At 67.6% G+C, this 25,716-nt stretch carries 19 protein-coding genes and 4 pseudogenes; 17 read left to right on the top strand and 6 right to left on the bottom strand.

Annotated elements, in window-relative coordinates; genetic code table 11:
- The first annotated feature begins 135 nt into the window (after positions 1-135).
- The 3 genes from ACFJI0_RS09575 to pgeF are packed head-to-tail and all read left to right on the top strand — an operon-like array spanning position 136 to position 2,689.
- The gene (locus ACFJI0_RS09575) at positions 136-1,239 is read left to right on the top strand and encodes an alkene reductase (protein WP_382324521.1); all 1,104 of its coding nucleotides are present in this window, start codon (positions 136-138) and stop codon (positions 1,237-1,239) included.
- A 35-nt stretch (positions 1,240-1,274) separates the two neighbouring features.
- Positions 1,275-1,916 carry a maleylacetoacetate isomerase gene (gene maiA / locus ACFJI0_RS09580; RefSeq protein ID WP_382324523.1) on the top strand — a complete coding sequence of 214 codons (642 nt, stop codon included), beginning with the start codon at positions 1,275-1,277 and terminating at the stop codon, positions 1,914-1,916.
- Positions 1,916-2,689 carry a peptidoglycan editing factor PgeF gene (gene pgeF / locus ACFJI0_RS09585; RefSeq protein WP_382324525.1) on the top strand — a complete coding sequence of 258 codons (774 nt, stop codon included), beginning with the start codon at positions 1,916-1,918 and terminating at the stop codon, positions 2,687-2,689. Before maiA ends, pgeF begins: the two co-directional genes overlap by 1 nt.
- Here pgeF and ACFJI0_RS09590 read toward each other — a convergent pair.
- Positions 2,609-2,923: a hypothetical protein gene (locus ACFJI0_RS09590; protein ID WP_382158306.1), complete on the bottom strand. Its 315-nt coding sequence runs from the start codon at positions 2,921-2,923 to the stop codon at positions 2,609-2,611. The two genes, pgeF and ACFJI0_RS09590, sit on opposite strands and share 81 nt — an antisense overlap.
- A 131-nt stretch (positions 2,924-3,054) precedes the next feature.
- On the opposite strand from ACFJI0_RS09590, the pseudogene ACFJI0_RS09595 reads away from it, so the two are divergent.
- The 5 genes and pseudogenes from ACFJI0_RS09595 (at position 3,055) to ACFJI0_RS09615 (ending at position 9,814) form a co-directional block, all read left to right on the top strand.
- Positions 3,055-4,899 (top strand): annotated as a pseudogene (locus tag ACFJI0_RS09595) (PHA/PHB synthase family protein).
- Between the two features lie 36 nt (positions 4,900-4,935).
- Entirely contained in the window at positions 4,936-6,114 is a 1,179-nt protein-coding gene (locus tag ACFJI0_RS09600; protein ID WP_382158302.1) for an acetyl-CoA C-acetyltransferase, read from the top strand.
- Positions 6,115-6,194: 80 nt separating this feature from the next.
- Positions 6,195-6,931, top strand: a pseudogene (gene phbB, locus ACFJI0_RS09605) (acetoacetyl-CoA reductase).
- A gap of 126 nt (positions 6,932-7,057) precedes the next feature.
- Positions 7,058-8,776: a YbaL family putative K(+) efflux transporter gene (ybaL, locus tag ACFJI0_RS09610; protein WP_382324527.1), complete on the top strand. Its 1,719-nt coding sequence runs from the start codon at positions 7,058-7,060 to the stop codon at positions 8,774-8,776.
- 108 nt (positions 8,777-8,884) lie between these two features.
- The gene (locus ACFJI0_RS09615; protein ID WP_382324529.1) at positions 8,885-9,814 is read left to right on the top strand and encodes a hypothetical protein; all 930 of its coding nucleotides are present in this window, start codon (positions 8,885-8,887) and stop codon (positions 9,812-9,814) included.
- Positions 9,815-9,954: 140 nt separating this feature from the next.
- Here ACFJI0_RS09615 and ACFJI0_RS09620 read toward each other — a convergent pair whose 3' ends face one another.
- Positions 9,955-10,428 (bottom strand): hypothetical protein, encoded by a 474-nt coding sequence (locus ACFJI0_RS09620; RefSeq protein WP_382324531.1) that lies wholly within the window; start codon positions 10,426-10,428, stop codon positions 9,955-9,957.
- A 271-nt stretch (positions 10,429-10,699) separates the two neighbouring features.
- On the opposite strand from ACFJI0_RS09620, the gene dusA reads away from it, so the two are divergent.
- Positions 10,700-11,725 carry a tRNA dihydrouridine(20/20a) synthase DusA gene (gene dusA / locus ACFJI0_RS09625; protein ID WP_382324533.1) on the top strand — a complete coding sequence of 342 codons (1,026 nt, stop codon included), beginning with the start codon at positions 10,700-10,702 and terminating at the stop codon, positions 11,723-11,725.
- A gap of 3 nt (positions 11,726-11,728) precedes the next feature.
- Here the strand turns inward: dusA and ACFJI0_RS09630 are convergent, their stop codons facing one another.
- A complete protein-coding gene (locus ACFJI0_RS09630) occupies positions 11,729-12,613 on the bottom strand; it encodes a Dyp-type peroxidase (RefSeq protein ID WP_382324535.1) in 885 nt (294 codons plus the stop codon).
- Positions 12,614-12,716: 103 nt separating this feature from the next.
- Complete coding sequence (locus tag ACFJI0_RS09635; protein ID WP_382324537.1) at positions 12,717-13,352, bottom strand: GntR family transcriptional regulator; 636 nt, start codon at positions 13,350-13,352, stop codon at positions 12,717-12,719.
- Between the two features lie 131 nt (positions 13,353-13,483).
- Between ACFJI0_RS09635 and scpA the strand changes: the two are divergent.
- The 8 genes and pseudogenes from scpA (at position 13,484) to ACFJI0_RS09675 (ending at position 23,590) form a co-directional block, all read left to right on the top strand.
- Positions 13,484-15,641: pseudogene (gene scpA, locus ACFJI0_RS09640) on the top strand (methylmalonyl-CoA mutase).
- A gap of 26 nt (positions 15,642-15,667) precedes the next feature.
- Entirely contained in the window at positions 15,668-16,642 is a 975-nt protein-coding gene (gene meaB, locus ACFJI0_RS09645; protein WP_382325593.1) for a methylmalonyl Co-A mutase-associated GTPase MeaB, read from the top strand.
- A gap of 26 nt (positions 16,643-16,668) precedes the next feature.
- A pseudogene (locus ACFJI0_RS09650) lies at positions 16,669-18,202 on the top strand (acyl-CoA carboxylase subunit beta).
- A 137-nt stretch (positions 18,203-18,339) separates the two neighbouring features.
- Positions 18,340-20,388, top strand: coding sequence for an acetyl-CoA carboxylase biotin carboxylase subunit (locus ACFJI0_RS09655; RefSeq protein WP_382324539.1), 2,049 nt, complete (start codon positions 18,340-18,342; stop codon positions 20,386-20,388).
- A gap of 134 nt (positions 20,389-20,522) precedes the next feature.
- Positions 20,523-21,059, top strand: a complete 537-nt coding sequence (locus ACFJI0_RS09660; protein ID WP_382324541.1) for a class I SAM-dependent methyltransferase — start codon at positions 20,523-20,525, stop codon at positions 21,057-21,059.
- A gap of 3 nt (positions 21,060-21,062) precedes the next feature.
- Positions 21,063-21,554: a VOC family protein gene (locus ACFJI0_RS09665; protein WP_382324543.1), complete on the top strand. Its 492-nt coding sequence runs from the start codon at positions 21,063-21,065 to the stop codon at positions 21,552-21,554.
- Positions 21,555-21,703: 149 nt separating this feature from the next.
- Positions 21,704-21,991, top strand: coding sequence for a hypothetical protein (locus ACFJI0_RS09670; RefSeq protein ID WP_382324545.1), 288 nt, complete (start codon positions 21,704-21,706; stop codon positions 21,989-21,991).
- Between the two features lie 78 nt (positions 21,992-22,069).
- Complete coding sequence (locus tag ACFJI0_RS09675; RefSeq protein ID WP_382324547.1) at positions 22,070-23,590, top strand: methyl-accepting chemotaxis protein; 1,521 nt, start codon at positions 22,070-22,072, stop codon at positions 23,588-23,590.
- A gap of 9 nt (positions 23,591-23,599) precedes the next feature.
- On the opposite strand, the gene rsxB is transcribed toward ACFJI0_RS09675, so the two are convergent.
- Both rsxB and ACFJI0_RS09685 read right to left on the bottom strand, forming a co-directional pair.
- Entirely contained in the window at positions 23,600-24,262 is a 663-nt protein-coding gene (gene rsxB / locus ACFJI0_RS09680; protein ID WP_382324549.1) for an electron transport complex subunit RsxB, read from the bottom strand.
- A gap of 46 nt (positions 24,263-24,308) precedes the next feature.
- Positions 24,309-25,703, bottom strand: a complete 1,395-nt coding sequence (locus tag ACFJI0_RS09685; protein ID WP_382324551.1) for a polyhydroxyalkanoate depolymerase — start codon at positions 25,701-25,703, stop codon at positions 24,309-24,311.
- Between the last annotated feature and the right edge of the window lie 13 nt (positions 25,704-25,716).

A 25,716-nucleotide genomic window follows, 5' to 3' on the forward strand; every position in this document is an offset into this window, starting at 1 on the left:
CAGCAGCACAAGCGCGGCGGGTTTGCAGGGACGGCCGCAACGACCTTGCGGCCGTGGGGATTTGCGCCATCCCGAGGAGTCGACGGGGGTGGCTGCGCACAATGGGCCATCGTTCAACCCCGCTGACCCATCCGCATGACCCGCCTTTTCGAACCCACCACCGCCGGCCAGCTGTCGCTGGCGAACCGCATCGTCATGGCACCGCTCACGCGCAACCGCGCGCCCAACGCCGTGCCCACGCCGCTCATGCGCACCTATTACCAGCAGCGCGCCAGCGCCGGCCTGTTGATCACCGAAGCAACCGCCATCAGCCACCAAGGCCAGGGTTATGCCGATGTGCCGGGCCTGTACGCGGCCGAACAGATCGAAGGCTGGAAACGCGTGACCGCGGCCGTGCACGCCGCCGGCGGCAAGATCGTCACCCAGCTCTGGCACGTGGGCCGCGTTTCGCACACCGAGCTGCAACCCAAGGGCGGTGCCCCCGTGGCGCCCTCGGCCATTGCCGCCAAGACCAAGACGGTGCTGATCAAGGACGGTGTGCCCACCTTCGTGGAAACCTCCGTGCCGCGCGCGCTCGACGCGGCCGAATTGCCTGGCATCGTCGAGGACTACCGCAAGGCCGCGCTGGCCGCCATCGAGGCTGGCTTCGACGGGGTGGAAATCCACGCGGCCAATGGCTACCTGATCGACCAGTTCCTGAAGACCGGCAGCAACCAGCGCACCGACGCCTACGGAGGCAGTATCGAGAACCGGGCGCGCCTGCTGCTGGAAGTGGTCCAGGCCGTGACCGATGCGATCGGCGCGGCGCGCACTGGCATCCGCCTCTCGCCCGTGACGCCGGCCAACGACGTGGTCGACGCCGACCCGCAGCCGCTCTTCACCTGCGTGGTGCGCGAGCTGGCGCGTTTCGATCTGGCTTATGTGCATGTCATCGAAGGCGCCACGGGTGGCCCGCGCGAGATTCCCGATCGCCCGTTCGACTACGCCGCGCTGCGCGCCGCCTACCGCGAGGCCGGCGGCCGTGCGGCCTGGATGGTCAACAACGGCTACGACCTCTCGCTGGCGCAAAACGCCCTGGACGACGGCGCCGACCTCGTGGCCTTTGGCAAGAGCTACATCGCCAACCCCGACCTCGTGGCCCGGCTCCAGCAGGGTGGCCCGTTCAACCAGCCCGACAAGACCACCTTCTACGGCGGCGGCGAAAAGGGCTACACGGACTACCCGGCGTTGACGGCCTGAGGGGCCTGGCCGCTGCGGGTTTATCCTTGGAGCCCATGAAGCTCTACAACTACTTCCGCTCCTCGGCCTCGTTCCGCGTGCGCATCGCGCTCGCGCTCAAGGGCATTGCCTACGACTACGTGCCCGTGCACATCGCGCGCGGCGACCACAAGCTGCCGGCCTTCACCGACAAGGCGGTCGAAGGCCTGGTGCCCCTGCTCGAGCTCGACGATGGCACGCGCCTGACGCAGTCGATGGCGATCATCGAGTACCTGGACGAGGTGCAGCCCGCGCCCGCGCTGCTGCCGGCCGATGCACTGGGCCGCGCGCGCGTGCGCGCGCTCTCGCAGATCGTGGCCTGCGAGATCCACCCCATCAACAACCTGCGCGTGCTCAAGTACCTGACCAAGGAACTGAAGGTGGAAGAGGAGCCCAAGAACGTCTGGTACCGCCACTGGGTGCGCAGCGGTCTGGAGTCCTTCGAGCGCCAGCTCGCGCTGCAGCCCCAGTCCACCTACTGCGCGGGCGACACGCCCACCATGGCCGATTGCTGCCTGGTGCCGCAGATCTTCAACGGCCAGCGCTTCAACACCGACTTCAGCGGCCTGCCGCGCACCATGGCCGCGTTCGAGGCCTGCATGGCCTTGCCCGCGTTTCAGCAGGCCCAGCCATCGGCCTGCCCGGACGCCGAGGCCTGATGCCCCAGTCCCCGGACAGCCTGGTTCCCGACTGGCCCGCACCACCGGGCGTGCGGGCGCTGTTCACCACGCGCGATGGTGGTGTGTCGGCCCCGCCGTTCGACCGCTTCAACTTGGGCGACCACGTGCGCGACGACCCGCTTGCGGTGGCCGCCAACCGCGCCCGCCTGGCCTCGCTGACCGCGCCCGCACGTCCCGTGTTTCTTCAGCAGGTGCATGGCACCGGGGTGGTGCGGCTGGACCGCGCGACGCCGGACGGCGCCGAGGCCGATGGCTGTGTGGTGCAAGGGCCCGGCCTGGCCGCCACCATCATGGTGGCCGATTGCCTGCCGGTGCTGTTCGCCCATGCCTCGGGCCAGGTGGTGGCCGCCGCGCACGCGGGCTGGCGCGGGCTGGCGAACGGTGTGCTCGAGGCCACGCTGCGCGCCTTGCGCGAAGCGGCGGGCGAGGGTGAGGTGGTGGCCTGGCTCGGCCCCTGCATCGGTCCGTCGGCGTTCGAAGTCGGCGCGGAAGTGAAGGGCGCCTTCGTGTCGGCCGATGTCGAAGCCGCTTCCTGTTTTCGGTCTCATGGGCGAGACGGCAAATCTTTGGCGGACCTGCCCGCGCTCGCGCGGCGCCGGCTTCAGGCCGCGGGCGTGGCACAGGTGCACGGCAACGACGGCAGCGCCGCGTGGTGCACCGTCACGCAGGCCTCACGGTTCTTTTCGCACCGGCGCGATGCCGTCCGCCTCGGCAGCACCGGGCGCATGGCCGCCTGCGTCTGGATCGACTGAGGCTGTGGTCGAGGTCGTCGCGGCCCGCTGTGCTTCGAGCTCCGCGGCCTCGCGTGCCTTGATCGCTTTGCGCCTTTGTGGCGTGAGCATCAGGTAAACCACCAGTGCGACCGGCAGCAAACCGTAAAGAAAAAAGGTCACAATGGCTCCCAGCACAGAGCCTGTGGTGTTGGTCGCTTCGGCCACCGACATCATGAGCACCACGTACATCCAACCGATCACCACCAGATACACAACATTCCTTGCAGCCCGGACCACCCGTGTCAGCCTGCTGGATGCTGATACGAAAAACCTGGGGAAGATCCGGAATCTCTCCCCCGAGGGCTGCCCATGATAAGTCGCAGGCAACACCCTAGGAGACCAGCATGACATCGGGCAAGAACCCTTCTTCAGACTGGCTGGAAACCGCGCAACAGTTCCAGCAGAACCTCGTTCAACAGTGGACGCAGATGGCCCAGGCTTTCCCCGGCGCCTCTGCCCCCCCATCCGCCGCCAGCGACCCCTTTGCCGCGTTCAAGGCGTTCATGCCGAAAGCGGGCGCGGCCAGCCCCTTCGGGATCGGCCATGCCCACGGGCGCCGCCGGCTTCCCCGGCATGCCGGCCGTGGGCGACATCTTCAGCCAGGCCAGCCAGGGCCAGGCGGTCAGCTTCGACCCGGCCCAGCTGCTGGAGATCCAGAACACCTACCTCCAGGAACTGGCCGGGCTGTGGAACCAGGGGCCGAACGTGAAGCCCGCGGGCGATCGGCGCTTCGCGTCCGACGCCTGGGCCAGCAACCCCATGGCGGCCTTCGCGGCCGCGACCTACCTGCTCAACGCCCGCACCCTCATGCGATGGCCGAGGCGATGCAGGGCGACGCCAAGGCGCGAACGCGCGTCCGTTTCGCCGTGCAGCAGTGGATCGACGCCAGCGCGCCCAGCAACTTCCTGGCGTTCAATGCGGAAGCGCAGAAGAAGGCGATCGAGACGCAGGGCGAGAGCATTGCCAAGGGCGTGGCGAACCTGCTGCACGACATGAAGCAGGGCCACGTGTCCATGACCGACGAGAGCGTGTTCGAGGTCGGCAAGAACGTCGCCACCACCGAAGGCGCCGTGGTGTTCGAGAACGAGCTGTTCCAACTCATCGAGTACAAGCCCTTGACCGCCAAGGTGTACGAGCGGCCTTTCCTGCTGGTGCCGCCTTGCATCAACAAGTTCTACATCCTCGACCTGCAGCCCGAGAACTCGCTGATCCGCTACTGCGTGGAGCAGGGCCACCGCACCTTCGTGGTGAGCTGGCGCAATCCCGACGAATCGCTGTCGAAGAAGACCTGGGACGAGTACATCGAAGACGCGGTCGTCAAGGCCATCGCGGTCACGCAGGACATCACCGGCGCCAAGACCATCAACGCCTTGGGCTTCTGCGTGGGCGGCACCATGCTGGGCACCGCGCTGGCCGTGCTGGCCGCGCGGGGCGAGACGCCGGTGAACAGCGCGACCTTCCTCACCACGCTGCTCGACTTCACCGACACCGGCATCCTCGACGTGTTCATCGACGAGAACTTCGTGAAGTTCCGCGAGATGCAGTTCGCCGATGGCGGCCTCATGCCCGGGCGCGACCTCGCCACCACCTTCAGCTTCCTGCGCCCGAACGACCTGGTGTGGAACTACGTGGTGGGCAACTACCTCAAGGGCGAGACGCCACCGCCATTCGACCTGCTGTACTGGAACTCCGACAGCACCAACCTGCCGGGCCCGTACTACGCCTGGTACCTGCGCCAGATGTACCTGGAGAACAACCTGGTGAAGCCGGGCAAGACCACGGTGTGCGGCGAGAAGATCGACTTCCGCCAGGTCAAGCTCCCCGTCTACATCTACGGCTCGCGCGAAGACCACATCGTGCCCATCGGCGGGTCCTACGGCAGCACGCAGATCTTCCCGGGCAAGAAGCGCTTCGTGATGGGCGCCTCGGGTCACATCGCGGGCGTGATCAACCCCGCGTCGAAGAACAAGCGCAGCCACTGGATCGGCCCGGCGGGCAAGTTCCCGGCCGACGTGAAGGACTGGATCGCCAGCGCCACCGAACACCCCGGCAGCTGGTGGACCGACTGGTCCGCCTGGCTCAAGCCGCTGGCTGGCAAGCAAATTGCTGCGCCCAAGGCGTATGGCAAGGCCAAGCGCTACACCGCCATCGAGCCCGCACCCGGCCGTTACGTCAAAGCCAAAGCCTGAACATTTTTTTTCATCCGCACCCCCAGGAGACATTGCATGGAAGACATCGTCATCGTTTCAGCCGCCCGCACCGCCGTGGGCAAGTTCGGCGGCACGCTCGCCAAGACACCGGCCACGGAGCTGGGCAGCATCGTCATCAAGGCGCTGCTGGAGCGCACCGGCCTGCCGGCCGACGCCATCGGTGAAGTGATCATGGGCCAGGTGCTGGCCGCTGGCGTGGGTCAGAACCCGGCCCGTCAGGCCATGATGAAGGCCGGCGTCGCCAAGGAAACGCCGGCGCTCACCATCAACGCCGTGTGCGGCTCCGGCCTCAAGGCCGTGATGCTGGCCGCGCAGGCCGTGGCCTGGGGCGACAGCGAGATCGTGATCGCTGGTGGCCAGGAGAACATGAGCGCCTCGCCGCATGTGCTCAACGGCAGCCGCGACGGCCAGCGCATGGGCGACTGGAAGATGACCGACACCATGATCGTCGACGGCCTGTGGGACGTGTACAACCAGTACCACATGGGCATCACCGCCGAGAACGTGGCCAAGGAGCACGGCATCAGCCGCGACGCGCAGGACGCGCTCGCGCTGGGCAGCCAGCAGAAGGCCAGCGCCGCGCAGGACGCTGGCAAGTTCAAGGACGAGATCGTGGGCGTGAGCATTGCGCAGCGCAAGGGTGACCCCATCCTCTTCAATGCCGACGAGTTCATCAACAAGAAGACCAGCGCCGAAGCCCTGGCCGGCCTGCGCCCCGCGTTCGACAAGGCCGGCTCGGTGACGGCGGGCAACGCCTCGGGCATCAACGACGGCGCCGCCGCGGTGGTGGTGATGACCGCCAAGAAGGCCGCGGCGCTGGGCCTCAAGCCGCTGGCGCGCATCGCCGCCTTCGGCACCAGCGGCCTGGACCCGGCCACCATGGGCATGGGCCCGGTGCCGGCATCGAAGAAGGCCCTGGCGCGCGCTGGCTGGAAGGCCAGCGACGTGGACCTGTTCGAGCTCAACGAAGCCTTCGCGGCCCAGGCTTGCGCCGTCAACAAGGCGCTGGACATCGATCCGGCGCGCGTCAACGTCAACGGCGGTGCGATCGCCATCGGCCACCCCATCGGTGCGTCCGGCTGCCGCATCCTCGTGACGCTGCTGCATGAAATGCAGCGCCGCGATGCAAAGAAAGGTCTCGCGGCCCTGTGCATCGGTGGCGGCATGGGGGTTTCCCTCGCGGTCGAACGCTGAATTCACGGTTAAATCAACAACGGATGACCGGAGGGAGGGCCTTCCGGTCACCATCGCCAAAGGCACAAGGAGCACAAGAAATGAGCAAGAAAGTCGCGTACGTCACAGGCGGCATGGGTGGCATCGGAACGGCCATCTGCCAGCGCCTGCACAAGGAAGGTTTCACGGTCATTGCGGGCTGCGGCCCCACGCGCGACTTCAAGAAGTGGCTCGACGAGCAGAAGGCTCAGGGCTACAGCTTCCACGCCTCGGTCGGCAATGTCGGCGACTGGGATTCCACCGTGGAAGCCTTCACCAAGACCAAGGCGGAGCACGGCACGATCGACGTGCTGGTGAACAACGCCGGCATCACGCGCGATCGCATGTTCCTGAAAATGTCGCGCGACGACTGGGATGCGGTGATCGAGACCAACCTGAACTCCATGTTCAACGTGACCAAGCAGGTCGTGGCCGACATGGTGGAAAAGGGCTGGGGCCGCATCATCAACATCTCGTCGGTCAACGGCGAGAAGGGCCAGGCTGGGCAGACCAACTACTCGGCCGCCAAGGCCGGCATGCACGGCTTCTCGATGGCGCTGGCGCAGGAGCTGGCGACCAAGGGTGTCACGGTCAACACCGTGAGCCCGGGCTACATCGGCACTGACATGGTCAAGGCCATCCGGCCCGACGTGCTGGAGAAGATCGTGGCACCGTGCCCGTCAAGCGCCTGGGTGAGCCGAGCGAGATCGCGTCCATCATCGCCTGGCTGGCCAGCGAGGAGGGCGGCTACGCCACCGGTGCGGACTTCTCTGTCAACGGCGGCCTGCACATGGGCTGAACACTCTCACGCGCTCCAAGAGAAACCCGCTTCGGCGGGTTTTTTGTTGCGGGCATGGTTCCTGCGAAAGCGTGGTGTAAATTCGACCGCACCCCCACCCCCTTTCCGCCAAGGAGTTTCCGGCCCATGCCGCACAGCGTTTCACTGATCAACACCATTGCTGCGGGCCTGGGTCTGGCACTGATCCTCGGCTTCCTGGCGGCCAAGGTGCGCCTGCCCGCGCTGGTGGGCTACCTGCTGGCGGGTGTGATCATCGGACCGTTCACGCCGGGCTTCGTGGCCGACGCCGGCATCGCCGCCCAGCTCGCCGAGATCGGTGTGATGCTGCTGATGTTCGGCGTGGGCCTGCATTTTTCCCTGGAAGACCTGCTCTCGGTGCGCAAGATCGCCTTGCCCGGCGCGGTGGTGCAGATGGCGGTCGCCACGCTGATGGGCATCGGCATGGCCATGTGGTGGTGGGACTGGAGCTTCGGCTCGGCGCTGGTCTTCGGCGTGTCGCTCTCGGTGGCCAGCACCGTGGTGCTGCTGCGGGCGCTGGAGAGCCTGGGCATTCTCGATTCCTTCACGGGCCGCATCGCGGTGGGCTGGCTGGTGGTGGAAGACCTGGCGATGGTGCTGGTGCTGGTGCTGCTGCCGCCGCTGGCGGGCTTTCTGGGCGGCAAGGGCTCGGACGGCGATCTCGATTCGATCTGGCGCACGCTGGGCTTCACCCTGCTGCAGGTGGGTGGCTTCGTGGCGCTGATGCTGGTGGTGGGGCGCCGGGTGTTCCCCTGGCTGCTGTGGCAGGTCACGCGCACCGGTTCGCGCGAGCTGTTCACGCTGTGCGTGGTGGCGGCGGCGGTGAGCATCGCGTTCGCCTCGGCGGCGCTGTTCGGCGTGTCGTTCGCGCTGGGTGCCTTCTTCGCCGGCATGGTGCTGCGCGAATCGGAGTTCAGCCACCGCGCGGCCGAAGAGTCGCTGCCGTTGCGCGACGCCTTCGCGGTGCTGTTCTTCGTCTCGGTGGGCATGCTGTTCAACCCCGCCGTGTTGATCGAGCGTCCGCTGCAGGTGCTCGGCGTGGTGCTGATCATCATCGTGGGCAAGTCGGTGGCCGCCGCCGCCCTGGTGGTGGCGATGCGCTACCCGCTCAACACCGCGCTCACCGTCTCCGCCAGCCTGGCGCAGATCGGCGAGTTCTCCTTCATCCTGGTCGGCCTGGGGGCATCGCTGGGCCTGCTGCCGCCCGAGGGGCAGAGCCTGGTGCTGGCGGGTGCGCTCATCTCCATCGCCACCAACCCGCTGTGGTTCAAGGCCATCAACCCGCTGCAGGAATGGCTGCGCAAGAACTCCGAGTTCGCGCGCAAGCTGGAACAGCGCGACGACCCGTTGGCCGAACTGCCCATGACCACGCACGAGAAATTTCTCTCGCGCCAGGTGGTGTTGGTGGGTTACGGCCGGGTGGGGCGGCGCATCGCCGCCGCGCTGGATGAACAGCATTTGCCCTATGTGGTGGCCGAAGAGAACCGCGACATCGTCGAGCGGCTGCGCGAGCGCGGCATTGCCGCCGTGTTCGGCGACGCGGCGGACCCGGCGGTGCTGATCCAGGCCCACATCGCGCGCGCCGGCATGCTGGTGATCGCCACGCCCGACACGCTCAACGTGCGGCAGATGATCGCCACCGCCCGCGCCCTCAATCCCGAGATTCAGACCGTGGTGCGCACGCACAGCGAGGAAGAGGCCGGCCTGCTCGAGAAAGAAGTCGCCGGCAAGGTCTTCCTGGGTGAGGAAGAGCTGGCGCAGTCGATGACGCGCTACGTGATCGAGCATTCCAAGCTCGCGAACCCGGGCGCGCGCGCCGCGGCCTGACCTCGGATCGGCACCAGGGCCGGTCCTACACGCCTTCGCGCACCCGTCCGACAGGCGCCCATGAGGACGCCACCCATGATGGCCTGACATTCCAACAGGAGGCCCATCATGGCATTGACCCATTCGCCCACATTCGACGACATCGCCGTGGCGCCGGCATCCGAGCACGCGGTGTCCTGGCCCGCGGTGTTCGCCGGCGCGGCCGGCGCGGCCGCGCTCTCGCTGATCCTGCTCATCCTGGGCACGGGCCTGGGGCTGGCATCGGTCTCGCCCTGGGTGCAGCAGGGCATCGGTGCCGCCACCTTCGGCGTCTCGACCATCCTCTGGATTTCCTTCACCCAACTGGTGGCCTCTGGCATGGGCGGCTATCTGGCCGGTCGGCTGCGCACGCGCTGGGCCGGCACGCAGGCCGACGAGGTCTACTTCCGCGACACCGCGCACGGCTTCCTGGCCTGGGCGGTGGCGACCCTGGCCACGGCAACGCTGCTCACCTCGGTGATCGGTGCGATCGTGGGCACCGGTGTGAACGCCGGCGCCACGGTGGCGGCCGGTGGCGCGGGTGCGGCGGTGGCCCAGGTGGCGGACAAGGCCGATGGTGAAAAGGACGGCGAGGCCGATCTGGACTACTTTGTCGGCACGCTGTTCCGGACCGACGCGGCGGCGGCGTCGACGGCCGGCGCCCCGGGCTTGCTGATGGTGAACCCGTCGCCTGCCGCGATCGCTGCCGATGCTTCGGGCATCTTCCTCACGGCCCTGAAGAACGGCGCCTTGCCGCCCGAGGACGCCAGCTACCTCGGCCAGCAGGTGGCCTTGCGCACCGGCGTCAGCGCGCAGGACGCACAGAAGCGCGTGACCGACACCTTCGGGCGGATGCAGATCAAGGCCCGCGAAGCCGAAACCGCCGCGCGCGAGGCGGCCGACAAGGCGCGCAAGGCGTCGGCCTATGGCGCGCTGTGGCTGTTCGTCTCCTTGCTGATCGGCGCCTTCTTTGCCAGCCTGGCCGCGACCTTCGGTGGCCGCCAGCGCGATCGGGCCTGAGTTCCCGCCCTGCACACCCTTTTACCTTTCCAAGGAGCCTTCCATGCAATCCCTGCTGCTGTTTTTCCTCGGTGTCCCCATTCCCATCATCATCCTGATCGCCCTGATGTTCTGATCGGACGATCACGAAGGCGGGCAGCCTAGCGGCTGCCCGTCGGCGCGTTGATGTCCCTGGCGTGGGCTTCCAGGCATTGCGAGACGATGAGCTGGACCGCGCTGGTGGCATCGGGTGTCAGCCGGGCGTTGTTGTGCACCCGGGTGCGCACGGGCCGCCCCACCTCACCACCCACGCGCACCTGCGATTCCACGGTGCAGGACAGTTCGTCTCCCGAGGCCAGGCCGCCCTGGTGCTGCAGCTCCAGGCGCTGCAAGCCCACGTAAAAGGGTTGAGGCCCGGTGTAGCTGGCGGCCACCCAGTTCCGCAGGGCCTCGGCGACCGGGGGCCGGATCTCGACAGGCAGGGTGCCGGTGTCCGTCTTGAGTTTCAGATCGGTGTCATGCCGCGAGTCCTGCACCTGCACACCGGCACCGCTGGCCACAGGCGGTTGCAGATCCACCCTTTGTTCTGCGGCGGCACAGCCGGCCAGCGCCAGCGCGGCGAGGGCGCAAGCCAAGAGGTTCAGATGGGGTCGTGTTGGTGTATGCATGGCCCATTGTGGTGGTGCAACCCGGCCGCTTCCACCCCTGGCGCGGCGAATCTCCTCCCGTCCTACAAGCGCGTCGGCAACTCTCCGACAAGGGGCCTGCGGCAGCGCCGGAATACTGGCGTGACTGTCACACCAAGTCTCCGAAGCTCCCTCCCCCCCGAGCTTCCCTCCGCCAGGAGGTTCAACCCGCTTCGGCGGGTTTTCTTTTGCCTGCTCGCCGGGGTGAGAAAATACCGGGGTGCAACCACATCCCACCCTGCAAGCTCCGAGTCCCTGGCGCCTGTCCGTCGCGCCCATGATGGACTGGACCGACCGCCACTGCCGCTACCTGCATCGCCTGCTCTCGAAGCACACCCTGCTGTACACCGAGATGGTGACCACGGGCGCGCTCACCCACGGCAGCGTGCAACGCCACCTGCGTTTCAACGCCGAGGAACACCCGGTGGCCTTGCAGCTGGGGGGCAGCGACGCCGCCGAGCTGGCAAGCGCCGCGCGCCTGGGCGAGCAATGGGGCTACGACGAAATCAACCTCAACTGCGGCTGCCCGAGCGACCGCGTGCAGCGCGGGGCCTTCGGCGCCTGCCTGATGGCCGAGCCGCAAACCGTGGCCGACGGGGTCAAGGCCATGGTGGACGCGGTCTCGATTCCCGTCACCGTCAAACACCGCATCGGTATCGACCGGGTCGAGAGCTACGACTTCGTGCGCGATTTCGTCGGGACCGTGAGCGAGGCCGGCTGCGGCGTGTTCCTGGTGCACGCGCGCAACGCCTGGCTGGACGGCCTCTCGCCGAAAGAGAACCGCGAGATTCCGCCGCTGCGCTACGAACTCGCGCACCGCCTCAAGCAGGACTTTCCGCAACTCACCTTTGCCATCAATGGCGGCTTCACCACCAACGCGCAGATCGCCGAGCACCTGAGTGCGGTCGATGGCGTGATGGTCGGCCGCGAGGCGTACCACAACCCCTGGGTGCTCACCGGCTGGGACGAGGCCTTCTTCGGCGCCGCGCCGTCCACCGTGACGCGCGAAGCGGTGGAAGAGCAGATGGTGGCCTACATGGAGCGAGCCTTCCTGGAAGACGGTTGCCCCTGGTACGCGATCGCGCGCCACATGCTGGGCCTGCGCCACGGGTTTCGCGGCGCGCGCCGCTGGCGCCAGGTCTGGAGCGACCACCGCCTGAAACCACTGCCTCCGCGCGAGGTGTGGGCCATGGCCCAGGCCCACGTGGGCCAGGAAGCCGAAACCGACGGCCTGGTGGGCGCCTGAGGCTCAGAGCCCCACGGCGCGCAGGTCGATGCGGCCCTGGTGCAGGGGCGGGCACCAGAAGTAGGCCCCGGTTTCCGGTTCCGTGAAGGAGAAGAGGGCGTCGACCACGCCGTCCTCCGCGCCCGACATGCGGCGCAGCAGGGCTTCGTAGGCATCGAACGAGTGGCCGAAGGCGGTGAACATGGAGCCGCCTTCGTTGCCCTCCGCCCAGGGCATGGCACGGCGCAGCACGAACGCCGGCGGCTCGAAGTCTTCCTGGGCCGTGCGCTTCACGTGCGCCGAGGCCGGTGCGTCGTCGAGTTCTTCGTTGTTGTGGTGGGCGCGGCCGAAGACGTGGTCGCGTTGCAGCTCGGGCATGGCGGCGAAATGGCTCAACTGGTGGCGCCAGCGCTGCACCGCCAGGAAGCTGCTGCCCGCGAGCGGGCCCTGGGCCACCAGGGCCGCGGCGAGCGCGTCCTCGCCCTGCGGGTTTTCCGTGCCGTCTTCGTAGCCGCTGAGGTCGTGGTTGGTGCGGTGGCTGAAGGCGTCGGTGATGGCGCGCAGCTCGAAGGCCGGCGCCAGCAAGGCCTCCAGCTGGCGGCTGCGCAGCAACAGTTCCCCGCGGTCGCTGCCACGCAACCAGATCAGGAGGTCGATGGGCGTGGCCGGCAGTTTGACGAGCGCGCCCTCGATCTGAGGGAAGCTTTTGAGCCCAGGGACCTGCGTGCCGAGCGCACGCACCAGCGACTCGCCCAGGCCGACGACGGTCGCTTCGCCATCGGCGAAAGCAGCGAGTTCGCGCAGCACGGCCTGGGGGGTGGCGCCGATGCGCAATTGGCAACTGAGGTAGCGGGCCTGGGTGGGAATGGGCTGGAGGATGCCGGGTTGGGCAGGGAGTGGAACGGACATGGGTTGTTCTGGGAATGGGGCGATGGCGGCGCGCCGCGCGGGCGCAAGCCGCGCGGCAGAAAGGCAGGCGGGACTTTACCAGCGGCCCGTGGGCCGGGACCGGTCAGGCCGCGGCTTCCAGGCCGTTCTCGAAGTGCTCGCGCATGCGCTGCACCGTCAACGCGGCGTCGCGCTGCGTGAGCGCGGCCACGATGGCGCGGTGCTCGGCCAGCGACTCTTCGATGCGCCCGCTCTTGAGCAGCGAGTTGTGGCGGTTGAGCTTCATCACCTTGCGCAGGTCGGCCACCATCTGCTCGCGCCAGCGGTTGCGCGCGAGTTCGAGCACGCGCATGTGGAACTGCTCGTTGAGCGCGAAGAAGCGGTCGCGCTCGCCCACGGCGGCTTCCAGTTCCTGGTGCAAGGCCTGCAGGCTGGCCAGCTCCTCGTCGCTGGCGCGCGCGGCCACCACGCCGGCCGCGTCCGACTCCAGCAGGGCCAGCAGGTGGTAGACATCCGCAAGGTCTTTCTCGGACACTTCGGTGACGTAGGCGCCGCGCCGCACCTTCATCGTGACCAGGCCTTCGGCGGCCAGCACCTTGAGCGCTTCGCGCAGCGGGGTGCGGCTGATGCCGTATTCCTCGGCGAGCTTGAGCTCGTCGATCCAGCTGCCGGGCTCGAGCTCGCGGCGGAAGATGCGCTGGCGCAGCAGCTCGGCGACTTCTTCGTACAGGGCGCGGGGCGAAAGCGACAAAGCGGACATGGTCAGGGAGGGGTCAATCGGGGGTGTGGGACACAGGCCGGCATTGTAAGCCAATAGGAATATTTTGCATCAATAATTATGAATCATGTAGAATCTCGGCGGTCCTGATCCCGTCCAAACCGAGTTTTGCCATGAGCCAGAAACAGCCCGAATTCAACGCAGCCACCTTGGAAGCCTGGGCTCAGGCGGCCCGCAAATCCGCGCCCGGTGGCGATGTCTCGGCGTTGGACTGGGTCACGCCCGACGGCATTCGCGTCAAGCCGCTGTACACCGCCGAAGACACGGCCGGGCTGCCGCACACCAACACCCTGCCGGGCTTCGAGCCCTTCATCCGTGGCCCGCAGGCCACCATGTACGCGGTGCGGCCGTGGACGATCCGCCAATACGCGGGCTTCTCCACCGCCGAAGAGAGCAACGCCTTCTACCGCAAGGCCCTGGCCGCGGGCGGGCAGGGCGTCTCGGTCGCGTTCGACCTGGCGACGCACCGGGGCTACGACAGCGACCACCCGCGCGTCACCGGCGACGTGGGCAAGGCCGGCGTGGCGATCGACAGCGTGGAGGACATGAAGATCCTGTTCGACCAGATCCCGCTGGACAAGGTGAGCGTGTCCATGACCATGAACGGCGCGGTGCTGCCGGTGCTGGCGGGTTATGTGGTGGCGGCGGAGGAGCAGGGGGTGGGGCAGGACCAGCTCAGCGGCACCATCCAGAACGACATCCTCAAGGAGTTCATGGTCCGCAACACCTACATCTTCCCGCCCGAGCCGTCGATGAAGATCATCGGCGACATCATCGAGTACACGGCGCAGCACATGCCGAAGTTCAACTCGATCTCGATCTCGGGCTACCACATGCAGGAAGCCGGCGCCAACCAGGCGCTGGAGCTGGCCTTCACGCTGGCCGATGGCAAGGAGTATGTGAAGACCGCGATCGCCAAGGGCATGGACGTGGACGACTTCGCCGGGCGCCTGTCCTTCTTCTGGGCGATCGGCATGAACTTCTACCTGGAGATCGCCAAGATGCGCGCCGCCCGCCTGCTGTGGACGCGCATCATGAAGGGCTTCAACGCCAGGAACCCCAAGAGCCTGATGCTGCGCACGCACTGCCAGACCTCGGGCTGGTCGCTCACCGAACAGGACCCTTACAACAACGTGGTGCGCACCGCCATCGAGGCCATGGCCGCGGTGTTCGGCGGCACGCAGTCGCTGCACACCAACTCGTTCGACGAAGCCATCGCGCTGCCCACCGAGTTCAGCGCGCGCATCGCGCGCAACACGCAGCTCATCATCCAGGAAGAGACGCACATCACCAACGTGGTGGATCCCTGGGCCGGCAGCTACATGATGGAGAGCCTCACGCAGGAGATGGCCGACAAGGCCTGGGCCATCATCGAGGAGGTCGAGGCCATGGGCGGCATGACCAAGGCGGTGGACAGCGGCTGGGCCAAGCTCAAGATCGAAGCCGCCGCCGCCGAGAAGCAGGCGCGCATCGACTCCGGCAAGGACGTGATCGTCGGCGTCAACAAGTACAAGCTCAAGCAGGAAGACCCGATCGAGGCGCGCGACATCGACAACGTGGCGGTGCGCGACGGGCAGATCGCCCGCCTGAAACAGATCAAGGCCACGCGCGACGCGGCGAAGGTGCAGGCCGCGCTGGAGGCGCTGACCGCTGCGGCCGACAGCGGCGAGGGCAACCTGCTGGACCTGTCGATCCAGGCCATCCGCCTGCGCGCCACGGTGGGCGAGGTGAGCGATGCGCTGGAGAAGATTTACGGGCGCCACCGCGCCGATACGCAAAAGGTGACCGGTGTGTACGCAGCTGCCTACGATTCCGCCGAGGGCTGGGAAGCCCTCAAGACCGAGATCAACACCTTCGCCGAGGAGCAGGGCCGCCGGCCGCGCGTGATGATCAGCAAGCTCGGGCAGGACGGCCACGACCGGGGCGCCAAGGTGGTGGCGCACGGCGTTCGCCGACCTCGGCTTCGACGTCGACATGGGTCCGCTGTTCCAGACGCCCGAAGAATGCGCGCGCCAGGCGATCGAGAACGACGTGCACGCGGTGGGCGTGTCCACCCTGGCCGCCGGCCACAAGACCCTGGTGCCGGCCATCATCGCCGAGCTGAAGAAGCAGGGCGCGGACGACATCATCGTGTTCGTGGGCGGCGTGATCCCGCGCCAGGACTACGACTTCCTGTACGAGTCGGGCGTCAAGGGCATCTACGGCCCGGGCACGCCGATCCCGGCGAGCGCGAAAGACGTGCTGGAGCAGATCCGGAAGGCTTTGGGGTGACCCCTCAGGCATTGCTGGAAGGCATCGTGCGTGGCGCGCCTGCCACGCAGCGCCGCGCCATGGCCAAGGCCATCACGCTGCTGGAGTCCACCCGCGCGGACCACCGTGCCCAGGGCGACGAGCTGCTCACCGCCTTGCTGCCGCACACCGGGAACGCATTGCGCCTGGGCATCAGCGGCGTGCCGGGCGTGGGCAAGAGCACCTTCATCGAGGCGCTGGGCCTGTACCTGATCGGGAAGGGGCACCGCGTGGCGGTGCTGACCATCGACCCGTCCTCTTCCGTCTCGGGCGGCTCGATCCTGGGCGACAAGACGCGCATGGAAAAACTCTCGGTGCACGACCAGGCCTACATCCGGCCCAGCCCGAGCAGCGGCACGCTGGGCGGCGTGGCCGAAAAGACGCGCGAGGCCATGATGGTCTGCGAAGCGGCCGGCCACGACATCGTGATCGTCGAGACCGTGGGCGTGGGCCAGAGCGAGACCGCGGTGAGCGGCATGACGGACATGTTCGTGCTGATGCAGCTGCCCAACGCGGGCGACGACCTGCAGGCGATCAAGAAGGGCGTGATGGAGCTGGCCGACCTGGTGGTCATCAACAAGGCCGACCTGGACCCCGACGCCGCCACGCGCGCGCGCGCGCAGATCACCTCCTCGCTGCGCCTGCTCGGCCTGCATCGCCACCCCGAGCACGCGCACCACAACGACGGCCTCTGGCACCCGCAGGTGATCCAGCTCAGCGCGCTGCAAGGCCGGGGCGTGGACGCCTTCTGGGCCGAAGTCTCGCGTTTTCGCGCGCTGCAGACCGGCAACGGCCAGCTCGCCCAGCGCCGCCAGCAACAGGCCCGCGCCTGGATGTGGGAACGCATCGACGCCGGCCTCAAACAACGCTTCCGCGCGCACCCCCAGGTGCGCGCCGACCTCGACGAGACCACCCGCCGGGTGCTGGCGGGCGAACTGCCGCCGTCCACCGCGGCGCGCCAGCTGCTCGACCTCTTTGACTGACCGACCGTTTCCTCCGGAGAACCACCATGCAGGACATCCTTGAACAACTCGAACGCAAGCGCGCCGCGGCGCGGCTGGGCGGTGGCGAGAAGCGCATCGCCGCGCAGCACGCCAAGGGCAAGCTGAGCGCGCGCGAGCGGCTGGAGGTGCTGCTCGACGAGGGCACTTTCGAAGAGTGGGACATGTTCGTCGAGCACCGCTGCACTGACTTCGGCATGCAGGACAACAAGATCCCCGGCGACGGCGTGGTGACGGGCTACGGCATGATCAACGGCCGCCTGGTGTTCGTGTTCAGCCAGGACTTCACCGTCTTCGGCGGCGCGCTGTCCGAAGCGCACGCGGAGAAGATCTGCAAGGTGATGGACCAGGCGATGAAGGTCGGCGCGCCGGTGATCGGCCTGAACGACTCGGGCGGCGCGCGCATCCAGGAAGGCGTGGCCTCGCTCGGCGGTTATGCCGACGTGTTCCAGCGCAACGTGATGGCCTCGGGCGTGGTGCCGCAGATCAGCATGATCATGGGCCCCTCGGCCGGCGGCGCGGTGTACTCACCCGCCATGACCGACTTCATCTTCATGGTCAAGGACTCGAGCTACATGTTCGTCACCGGCCCCGAGGTGGTGAAGACGGTGACGCACGAGGAGGTGACCTCCGAGGAACTGGGCGGTGCCATCACGCACACCACCAAGAGCGGTGTGGCCGACCTGGCCTTCGAGAACGACGTGGAGGCGCTGCTGATGCTGCGCCGCCTCTACAACTACCTGCCGCTCAACAACCGCGAGAAGGCGCCGGTGCGCCCCAGCGGCGACCCGATCGACCGCATGGAACTGAGCCTGGACTCGCTGGTGCCCGAGAACCCGAACAAGCCGTACGACATGAAGGAGCTCATCGTCAAGACGGTGGACGACGGCGACTTCTTCGAGCTGCAGCCCGAGTACGCCAAGAACATCCTGATCGGCTTCGCCCGCATGGACGGCCAGACCGTGGGCATCGCTGGCCAACCAGCCGCTGGTGCTGGCCGGCTGCCTGGACATCAAGAGCTCGATCAAGGCCGCGCGCTTCGTGCGCTTCTGCGATGCCTTCAACATCCCGGTGGTTACCTTCGTGGACGTGCCCGGCTTCATGCCCGGCACCTCGCAGGAGTACGGCGGCATCATCAAGCACGGCGCCAAGCTGCTCTACGCGTACGCCGAGTGCACAGTGCCCAAGATCACCGTGATCACGCGCAAGGCCTACGGCGGCGCCTACGACGTGATGAGCTCCAAGCACCTGCGCGGCGACGTGAATTTCGCCTGGCCCAACGCCGAGATCGCGGTGATGGGCGCCAAGGGCGCGGTGGAGATCATCTTCCGCGAAGAGAAGAAGGACCCGGTCAAGCTCGCGCAGCGCGAGGCCGAGTACAAGGCCCGCTTCGCCAACCCCTTCGTGGCGGGCGCGCGCGGCTTCATCGACGACGTCATCCTGCCGCACGAGACGCGCAAGCGCATCTGCCGCAGCCTGGTGATGCTGAAGGACAAGAAGCTCGAGAACCCGTGGCGCAAGCACGGCAACATTCCGCTGTGAACAGGCCCACCACCGCGCCGCGCTTCGCGCGTCACCCCCTCAAGGGGGCAGCGCCAGCGGCCCGGCAAAGCCGGTTCCGCGGCACTTCTGGAATGTTGCTCCGGACATGAGTCGGTAAAGAACAGATTGGACAAATGATGTTTACCAAGATCCTGATTGCCAACCGCGGCGAGATCGCCTGCCGCGTGATCGCCACCGCGAAGAAGATGGGCATCGCCACGGTGGCGGTGTATTCCGAGGCCGACAAGGAGGCGCGCCACGTGCAGCTGGCCGACGAGGCCGTGCTGCTCGGCCCCGCGCCCTCGCGCGAGTCCTACCTGGTCGCGGACAAGATCATCGAGGCCGCCAAGCGCACCGGCGCCCAGGCCATCCACCCGGGCTATGGCTTCCTGTCGGAGAACGAGGCCTTCGCCAAGCGCGTGGAAGACGAGGGCATGGCCTTCATCGGTCCCAAGCACTTCAGCATCGCGGCCATGGGCGACAAGATCGCTTCGAAGAAGCTGGCCAACGCCGCCAAGGTCAACACCATCCCGGGCTGGAACGACGCGATCGAATCCGCCGACCGCGCGGTGGAGATCGCCCGCGACATCGGCTACCCCGTGATGATCAAGGCCAGCGCGGGCGGCGGCGGCAAGGGCCTGCGCGTGGCCTTCAACGACAAGGAAGCGCTGGAGGGCTTCACCAGTTGCCGCAACGAGGCGCGCAACAGCTTCGGCGACGACCGCATCTTCATCGAGAAGTTCGTGCAGGAGCCGCGCCACATCGAGATCCAGGTGCTGGGCGATTCGCACGGCAACGTGATCTACCTCAACGAGCGTGAATGCTCCATCCAGCGCCGCCACCAGAAGGTGATCGAAGAGGCGCCATCGCCCTTCATCTCGGAGGCCACGCGCAAGGCCATGGGCGAGCAGGCCGTGGCCCTGGCCAAGGCGGTGAAGTACCAGAGCGCGGGCACGGTGGAGTTCGTGGTCGGCAAGAACCAGGACTTCTACTTCCTGGAGATGAACACGCGCCTGCAGGTCGAGCACCCGGTGACGGAGTGCATCACCGGGCTGGACCTGGTGGAGCTGATGATCCGCGTGGCGGCCGGCGAGAAGCTGCCGCTGACGCAGGCCCAGGTGCAGCGCAACGGCTGGGCCATCGAATGCCGCATCAACGCCGAGGACCCGTTCCGCAACTTCCTGCCCAGCACCGGCCGTCTGGTGCGTTTCGCGCCGCCGGCGCAGACCATGTTCCAGGGCAACACCGCCGATCTGCTCGGCGTGCGCGTGGACACCGGTGTGCAGGACGGTGGCGAGATTCCGATGTTCTACGACTCGATGATCGCCAAGCTCATCGTGCACGGCAAGGACCGGCTGGACGCGATTGCCAAGATGCGCGAGGCGCTCAATGGCTTCGTGATCCGGGGCATCAGCAGCAACATTCCCTTCCAGGCCGCGCTGCTGGCGCACCCGAAATTCGTCGCGGGCGACTTCAACACCGGTTTCATCGCCGAGCACTATGGCCAGGGTTTCCGCGCCGAAGACGTGCCGCACAGCGACCCGGACTTCCTCGTCGCCCTGGCCGCCTTCGTGCGGCGCAAGTCGCGCGAGCGCGCGGCTGGCCTGTCGGGCCAGTTGCCCGGCTATGGCGTGAAGGTGGGCCACGACTACTCGGTGATCGTGCTCGACGCCCAGGGCGAACACGCCTACAAGTCCGTGCATGTGGACGAGGTGGTGGGCCAGCTCGGCTCGGCCGTGGTGACCGTGGACGGCAAGCGCTACGCGATGTCCAGCCCCTCGCGCCTGAACGACATCTGCGTGACCGGCACCTGCAACGGCCAGCCCTACACGGCGCAGATCGAGCGCGGCACGCCGCGCAACCCGCTGGCCCTGGTGGTGCAGCACAACGGCACGCGCATCGAGACCATGGTGGTGTCGCCGCGCATGGCCGAGCTGCACGCCCTCATGCCGTTCAAGGCGCCGGCCGACATGAGCAAATACGTGCTCTCGCCCATGCCGGGCCTGCTGGTCGAGGTGGCGGTGCAGCCGGGCCAGAAGGTGCAGGCCGGCGAGCGCGTGGCCGTGATCGAGGCCATGAAGATGGAAAACGTGCTGTTCGCCGCCGCCGACGGCGTGGTCTCCAAGGTGCTGGCGAAGATGGGCGAGTCGCTGGTGGTGGACCAGCCGATCGTCGAATTCGGTTGAGGCGCGGGTGGGCACCTTTGGATACGGACAGCGGGCCGTGAAATGCGCTAACCTGCAAAGCCACCCGGCTCTGAAGGATTCGCATGAAGCATGGTCTGGCTTTCGCCCTGGGATGTTTGCGCGATCCGCGCCGCATGGGTGCCATCGCACCGGCTTCCCGGGCACTGGCCCGGGCCATCGTGAGCGAGGTCTGGCGCAGCCAGCCTGGCGTGCTGATCGAGGTGGGCGCGGGCACCGGTGCCATCACGCGCGAGCTGGCCATGTCGTTCGCGGCGCTGGAGCGTTTCGTGGTGATCGAGCGCGACCCCGACTTCGCCCGCCTGCTGCGCCACGCCTTCCCGCTGGCCGAGGTGCTCAACCACTGTGCCTCCGACGTGAACCAGCTCACGATCGAGGCGCGCTCGCCCGTCACGCTGGTGTCGTCCCTGCCGCTGCTGTCCATGCCGCGTGACGAAGCCCGCGAGTGCGTGAACGCCATGCTGAGCTTGATCGGCCGCCAGCCGGGCTCGCGCCTGATCCAGTACACCTACGCGGCGCCGCACCTGCGGCCCTTCAACGGCATTCCCCCGGGCTGGCACTGGCGGCGCTCGGCCTCGGTCTGGGCCAACCTGCCACCGGCCACGGTCTGGGCGCTGGAGCGCGCGCCCGTTTCCCTCAACGGAGTTCATTGAGACATGCCTTCCTCCTCACGTCCTTTCAAGGTGCTGGGCATCCAGCAGATCGCCATCGGCGGGCCCGACAAGCAGCGCCTGCAGAAGCTCTGGGTCGACATGCTGGGCCTGGAGGTCACGGGCACCTTCCGCAGCGAACGCGAGAACGTGGACGAGGACATCTGCGCCATCGGCGCCGGCCCGTTCAAGGTCGAGGTCGACCTGATGCAGCCGCTGGACCCCGAGAAGAAGCCGGCGGTGCACACCACGCCGCTCAACCACATCGGCCTGTGGATCGACGACCTGCCCACCGCCGTGCAGTGGCTCGGCGCCCAGGGCGTGCGCTTTGCGCCGGGCGGCATCCGCCAGGGCGCGGCGGGCTTCGACATCACCTTCCTGCACCCCAAGGCGAATGAGGAATTCCCCATCGCGGGCGAGGGCGTGCTGATCGAACTGGTGCAGGCGCCCCCCGAAGTGGTGGACGCGTTCGCGCGCCTGGCCGCCCAGCCGGCCTGATTCCCGGGACGAGCGGCCGAGCGCCCGGAGCAGGGCGGCTTTTCGGGCGCTGTTCGGCGCACCGCGGCCCGGGCCGCGAACTTAATCTTGTGACCTGTGAAGGCTGTGCCAAGGGTGGCGCGGCCCACCCCTTGTCGCAGGAGTTCCGCATGAACCCGTCACCCGGCCAAGATTCGAACGACCTTGCCAGCGCGTCCAGCTGGCTGGGGCGGGGCATGGCGCCCGCCTGGCCCGCCGAACTGCTGGAGCACTTCTGCCTGCGCATGTCGTCCCAGGGCATGTGCGTGAGCCGGGCGCTGATGATCTGCGACCGCCGCTACGCGCTGGAACAACTTGCGCATGCCCACAACATGGCCGACGACACGCTGCGGATGATGGCCGTGCAGCTGTTCCGGCATTTCGAAGCCCGCCAGTCCGCCATCGCCGGTCTGCACTGAGCCCACGGGGTTTCCCCGGCTCAAGGCGGATGGCGCGGCACCGATAAGAACCCATTCACACCGAGGAGCGGTACACCCATGTCCGGATTCCATCCGCTGTTGCCCGGCATCGCCCTGATGCGCCGGTTCCGCCTGCGCGGCAAGCTTCTGCTGCTCGCGGCCTCGTCGGTCCTGCCCCTGCTGCTCGCCTGGGGCCTGCAAGGCCCTGACGGGCTGCACGGCGGCGCCCTGATGGTCGCGATCGCAGGCCTGGCCCTGCTGGCCTACCTCATGGTCTCGTTCTACGTCAGCTTCACCGCGGACTTCCAGCAGGTGCTCGGCGCCATGGGGCAGACGGTGTCGGGCAACCTGCGGTCCACCATTCGCGTGCAGGGCAGCGACGAACTGGCCGAGCTGGCGCGCCTGCTGGACCGCACGATCGGCAACCTCTCGGCCATGGTGGCCGAGGTGCGCAGCAATTCCGCGCTCGTCGCCCACGCCGGCAAGAGCCTGGCGATGGGCAACCGCGACCTCGCCGACCGCACGGAGCAGCAGGCCGCGAACCTGGAGCAGACGGCGGCCAGCGTGCACGAGCTCTCGGGCACGGTGCAGCAGAACGCCCGCACCGCGGGCGAGTCCGACCAGCAGGCCGCGCAGGTGCGCGACGTGGCCGAGTCGGGTGCGAAGTACATGGGCCATGCGGTCGAGTCGGTCGAAGGCATCCAGAAGAGCGCGCAGCAGATGAACGAGATCATCGGCGTGATCGACAGCATCGCGTTCCAGACCAACATCCTCGCGCTGAACGCGGCGGTGGAAGCCGCTCGGGCCGGTGAACAGGGCCGGGGTTTCGCGGTGGTGGCCGCCGAGGTGCGCACGCTGGCCCAGCGCTCGTCCGCCTCGGCCAAGGAAATCCGCGAGCTGATCGAAGCCTCGCGCAGCCAGGTGGAGGCGGGCGTGGCCCAGATCCGCACGGCCGGCAACAGCATCGGTCAGATCGTCACCGGCGTGCGCGGCGTGGCGGCCAACATGTCGCTGATCTCCGCGTCGAGCGCCGAGCAGAGCACCGGCCTGAGCGAGATCTCGGCGGCCGTGACCCAGCTCGATCAGATCACCCAGCACAACGCCCAGATGGTGGAACGCGCGGTGCAGCAGGCCAACCAGCTGGAGCAGCGCGCGGCCCACCTGTCGAAAGCGGTGTCCTCCTTCATGCTGCAGCAAGGCACGGCCGATGAGGCCATGCAACTGGTGAGCCGTGCCTTGGCGCAGCGCAAACAAGGTGGGCGCGAGGCGTTTTCGCGCTCGATCACCGAGCCCTCCAGTGGCTTTCACGACCGCGACATGTACGTGTTCGCGCTCGACAGCACGGGCGTCTACCGCGCCTTCGGCGGCAAGCCGGAGAAGGTGGGCAGCCGGGTGCAGGACATCGCGGGTGTCGACGGGCAGGCCTTGCTCAACGCCATCGTCGCGCAGGGTGAGGCGGGTGAGGGCTGGGTGGAGTACGACATCGCCAACCCGGTCACCGGCGCCATCCAGGCCAAGATGTCCTACGTGATGAAGATCGACGATCTCTACGTGGGCTGCGGCGTCTACAAGACCGTGGCCGCGCGCCAGGGCGCCTGAAGGGGCGGGTCAGCCGCCGGTCTGCCCGCGCCTGGCTCGGGAACGGGCCAGCGCGGCTTCGATCACGGCGCGCTTCTTGTCCAGCACGGCCTCGTCGCTGATCTTCGAGTGCGCGGCCAGATCGGCCAGTTTCTCGCGCGCCTTCGTTTCCAGCCGCACTTCGTGTTCCCGCTTCTCGCGCGCCAGGCGCTGTTGCCGCAGGCTGTAGCGCTCGCGCCCCTGCGCGGCCTGTTCGGACGACCAGGCCTGCCAGCCGGTGCGTTCACCGCTCACGATTTCCAGCGAGATGCAGTCCACGGGGCAGACCGGCAGGCACAGCTCGCAGCCGGTGCAATAGGGCTCCACCACGGTGTGCATGCGCTTGTGGATGCCGAGGATGGCGTCGGTGGGGCAGGCCTGGATGCACAGCGTGCAGCCGATGCACCAGGCCTCGTCGATCACCGCCACGGTGACCGGGCCTTCGATGCCGAAGCGGTGGTCCAGCGCCTGCACGGGCTGGCCGGTGAGGGCGGAGAGCCGCTCGATGCCTTCGGCCCCGCCGGGGGGACACTGGTTGATGCCCGCTTCGCCGTCCGCGATGGCCTGCGCATAGCTCGCGCAGTCGGGGTAACCGCAACGCGTGCACTGGGTCTGCGGCAGGGCGGCGTCGATGCGCCGGGCGAGGTCGTTCATGCCCGCGAATATACCGGCGCCGCCAGGGCGCCGTGGGCTTCGCCGCTCAGGCCTTGGTGGTCTTGCGGCTGGCCGTCTTGCGGGCCGCTGCCGGTGCCTTGGCGGCCGGTTTGCGCGCCACGGCCTTGGGGGCCGCTTTCACGGCCGGCTTCGCTGCGGCAGGCGCGGCATCCGCGGCGGGCTGGTGCGCGCGGATGAAGGTCTTGACCACCGGGTGCACCATGTCGCGCCAGCGCCGGCCGCTGAAAATGCCGTAGTCGCCAGCGCCCTGCGCCTCGTAGTGCATCTGGTGCGTCTTCGGGATGCCGGTGCACAGGTCGTGCGCGGCGGCCGTCTGCCCGGAGCCGGAAATGTCGTCGAGCTCGCCTTCCACCGTGAGCAGGGCGGTGCGCTTGATGTCCTGCGGACGCACGCGCTCCAGCTCACCCTGTTCGTTCTTCACGTCCCAGGTGCCGTTGACCAGCTTGAATTCCTGGAACACCGTCTCGATCGTTTCGAGGTAGTAGTCGGCGTCCATGTCGAGCACGGCGTTGTACTCGTCGTAGAACTTGCGGTGGCTCTCGGCGCTGGAGTTGTCGCCCTTGATCAGGTCCTTGAAGTAGTCGTAGTGGCTCGACGCGTGGCGGTCGGGGTTCATGGCCACGAAACCGGTGTGCTGCAGGAAGCCCGGGTACACGCGGCGGCCGGCGCCAGGGAAGTTGTCGGGCACGCGGTAGATCACGTTGTTCTCGAACCACTCGTAGCTGCGCTGGGTGGCCAGGTTGTTCACCGCCGTGGGCGACTTGCGCGCGTCGATGGGGCCGCCCATCATGGTCATGGACAGCGGCGTGGTCTCGCCCCGGCTGGCCATCAGCGAGACCGCCGCGAGCACCGGCACGGTGGGCTGGCAGACGCTCATCACGTGGCAGTTGCCGTAGCCCTGCTGCAGGTAACGGATGAACTCCTGGATGTAGTTCACGTAGTCGTCCAGATGGAACTCGCCATCGGCCATCGGCACGAGGCGGGCGTTCTTCCAGTCGGTGATGTAGACCTTGTGGTCCTTGAGCATGGTGCGCACGGTGTCGCGCAGCAGCGTGGCGTAGTGGCCCGAGAGCGGGGCGACGATGAGCACCACCGGCTGCCCCTTGAGCTTGGCCAGCGTCTCGGTGTCGTCGGAGAAACGCTTGAAGCGGCGCAGCTCGCAGAATGGCTTGTCGATCTCGATGCGCTCGTGGATCGCGATGTCCACACCGTCCACATCCACCGTGTGGATGCCGAACACCGGCTTCTCGTAGTCCTTGCCCAGCCGGTGCATCAGGTCGTAACCGGCGGAGATGCGCTGGGCACCCGGCAGTTGGGCCAGCGGCAGCATGGGGTTGGTGAAGAGCTTGGACGCGACCTCGGCCAGGTCAGCGAACGGCTCCATGATCGAGCGCTGGGTTTCGTAAATCTGGTACAGCATGGGCGTCGAATCT

The sequence above is a fragment of the Hydrogenophaga sp. UC242_53 genome (genome assembly GCF_042696965.1).
GTDB lineage: Bacteria > Pseudomonadota > Gammaproteobacteria > Burkholderiales > Burkholderiaceae_C > Hydrogenophaga.

What these genes read in the sequence shown, in the direction of transcription:
- ACFJI0_RS09630 (WP_382324535.1), bottom strand. Translation starts at nt 12,613, where the DNA reads ATGTCCGTTCCACTCCCTGCCCAACCCGGCATCCTCCAGCCCATTCCC.
- ACFJI0_RS09660 (WP_382324541.1), top strand. Translation starts at nt 20,523, where the DNA reads ATGGGTGCCATCGCACCGGCTTCCCGGGCACTGGCCCGGGCCATCGTG.
- maiA (WP_382324523.1), top strand. Translation starts at nt 1,275, where the DNA reads ATGAAGCTCTACAACTACTTCCGCTCCTCGGCCTCGTTCCGCGTGCGC.
- rsxB (WP_382324549.1), bottom strand. Translation starts at nt 24,262, where the DNA reads ATGAACGACCTCGCCCGGCGCATCGACGCCGCCCTGCCGCAGACCCAG.
- ybaL (WP_382324527.1), top strand. Translation starts at nt 7,058, where the DNA reads ATGCCGCACAGCGTTTCACTGATCAACACCATTGCTGCGGGCCTGGGT.
- ACFJI0_RS09655 (WP_382324539.1), top strand. Translation starts at nt 18,340, where the DNA reads ATGTTTACCAAGATCCTGATTGCCAACCGCGGCGAGATCGCCTGCCGC.
- ACFJI0_RS09665 (WP_382324543.1), top strand. Translation starts at nt 21,063, where the DNA reads ATGCCTTCCTCCTCACGTCCTTTCAAGGTGCTGGGCATCCAGCAGATC.
- ACFJI0_RS09685 (WP_382324551.1), bottom strand. Translation starts at nt 25,703, where the DNA reads ATGCTGTACCAGATTTACGAAACCCAGCGCTCGATCATGGAGCCGTTC.
- ACFJI0_RS09600 (WP_382158302.1), top strand. Translation starts at nt 4,936, where the DNA reads ATGGAAGACATCGTCATCGTTTCAGCCGCCCGCACCGCCGTGGGCAAG.
- ACFJI0_RS09670 (WP_382324545.1), top strand. Translation starts at nt 21,704, where the DNA reads ATGAACCCGTCACCCGGCCAAGATTCGAACGACCTTGCCAGCGCGTCC.
- ACFJI0_RS09615 (WP_382324529.1), top strand. Translation starts at nt 8,885, where the DNA reads ATGGCATTGACCCATTCGCCCACATTCGACGACATCGCCGTGGCGCCG.
- ACFJI0_RS09635 (WP_382324537.1), bottom strand. Translation starts at nt 13,352, where the DNA reads ATGTCCGCTTTGTCGCTTTCGCCCCGCGCCCTGTACGAAGAAGTCGCC.
- ACFJI0_RS09575 (WP_382324521.1), top strand. Translation starts at nt 136, where the DNA reads ATGACCCGCCTTTTCGAACCCACCACCGCCGGCCAGCTGTCGCTGGCG.
- pgeF (WP_382324525.1), top strand. Translation starts at nt 1,916, where the DNA reads ATGCCCCAGTCCCCGGACAGCCTGGTTCCCGACTGGCCCGCACCACCG.
- ACFJI0_RS09675 (WP_382324547.1), top strand. Translation starts at nt 22,070, where the DNA reads ATGTCCGGATTCCATCCGCTGTTGCCCGGCATCGCCCTGATGCGCCGG.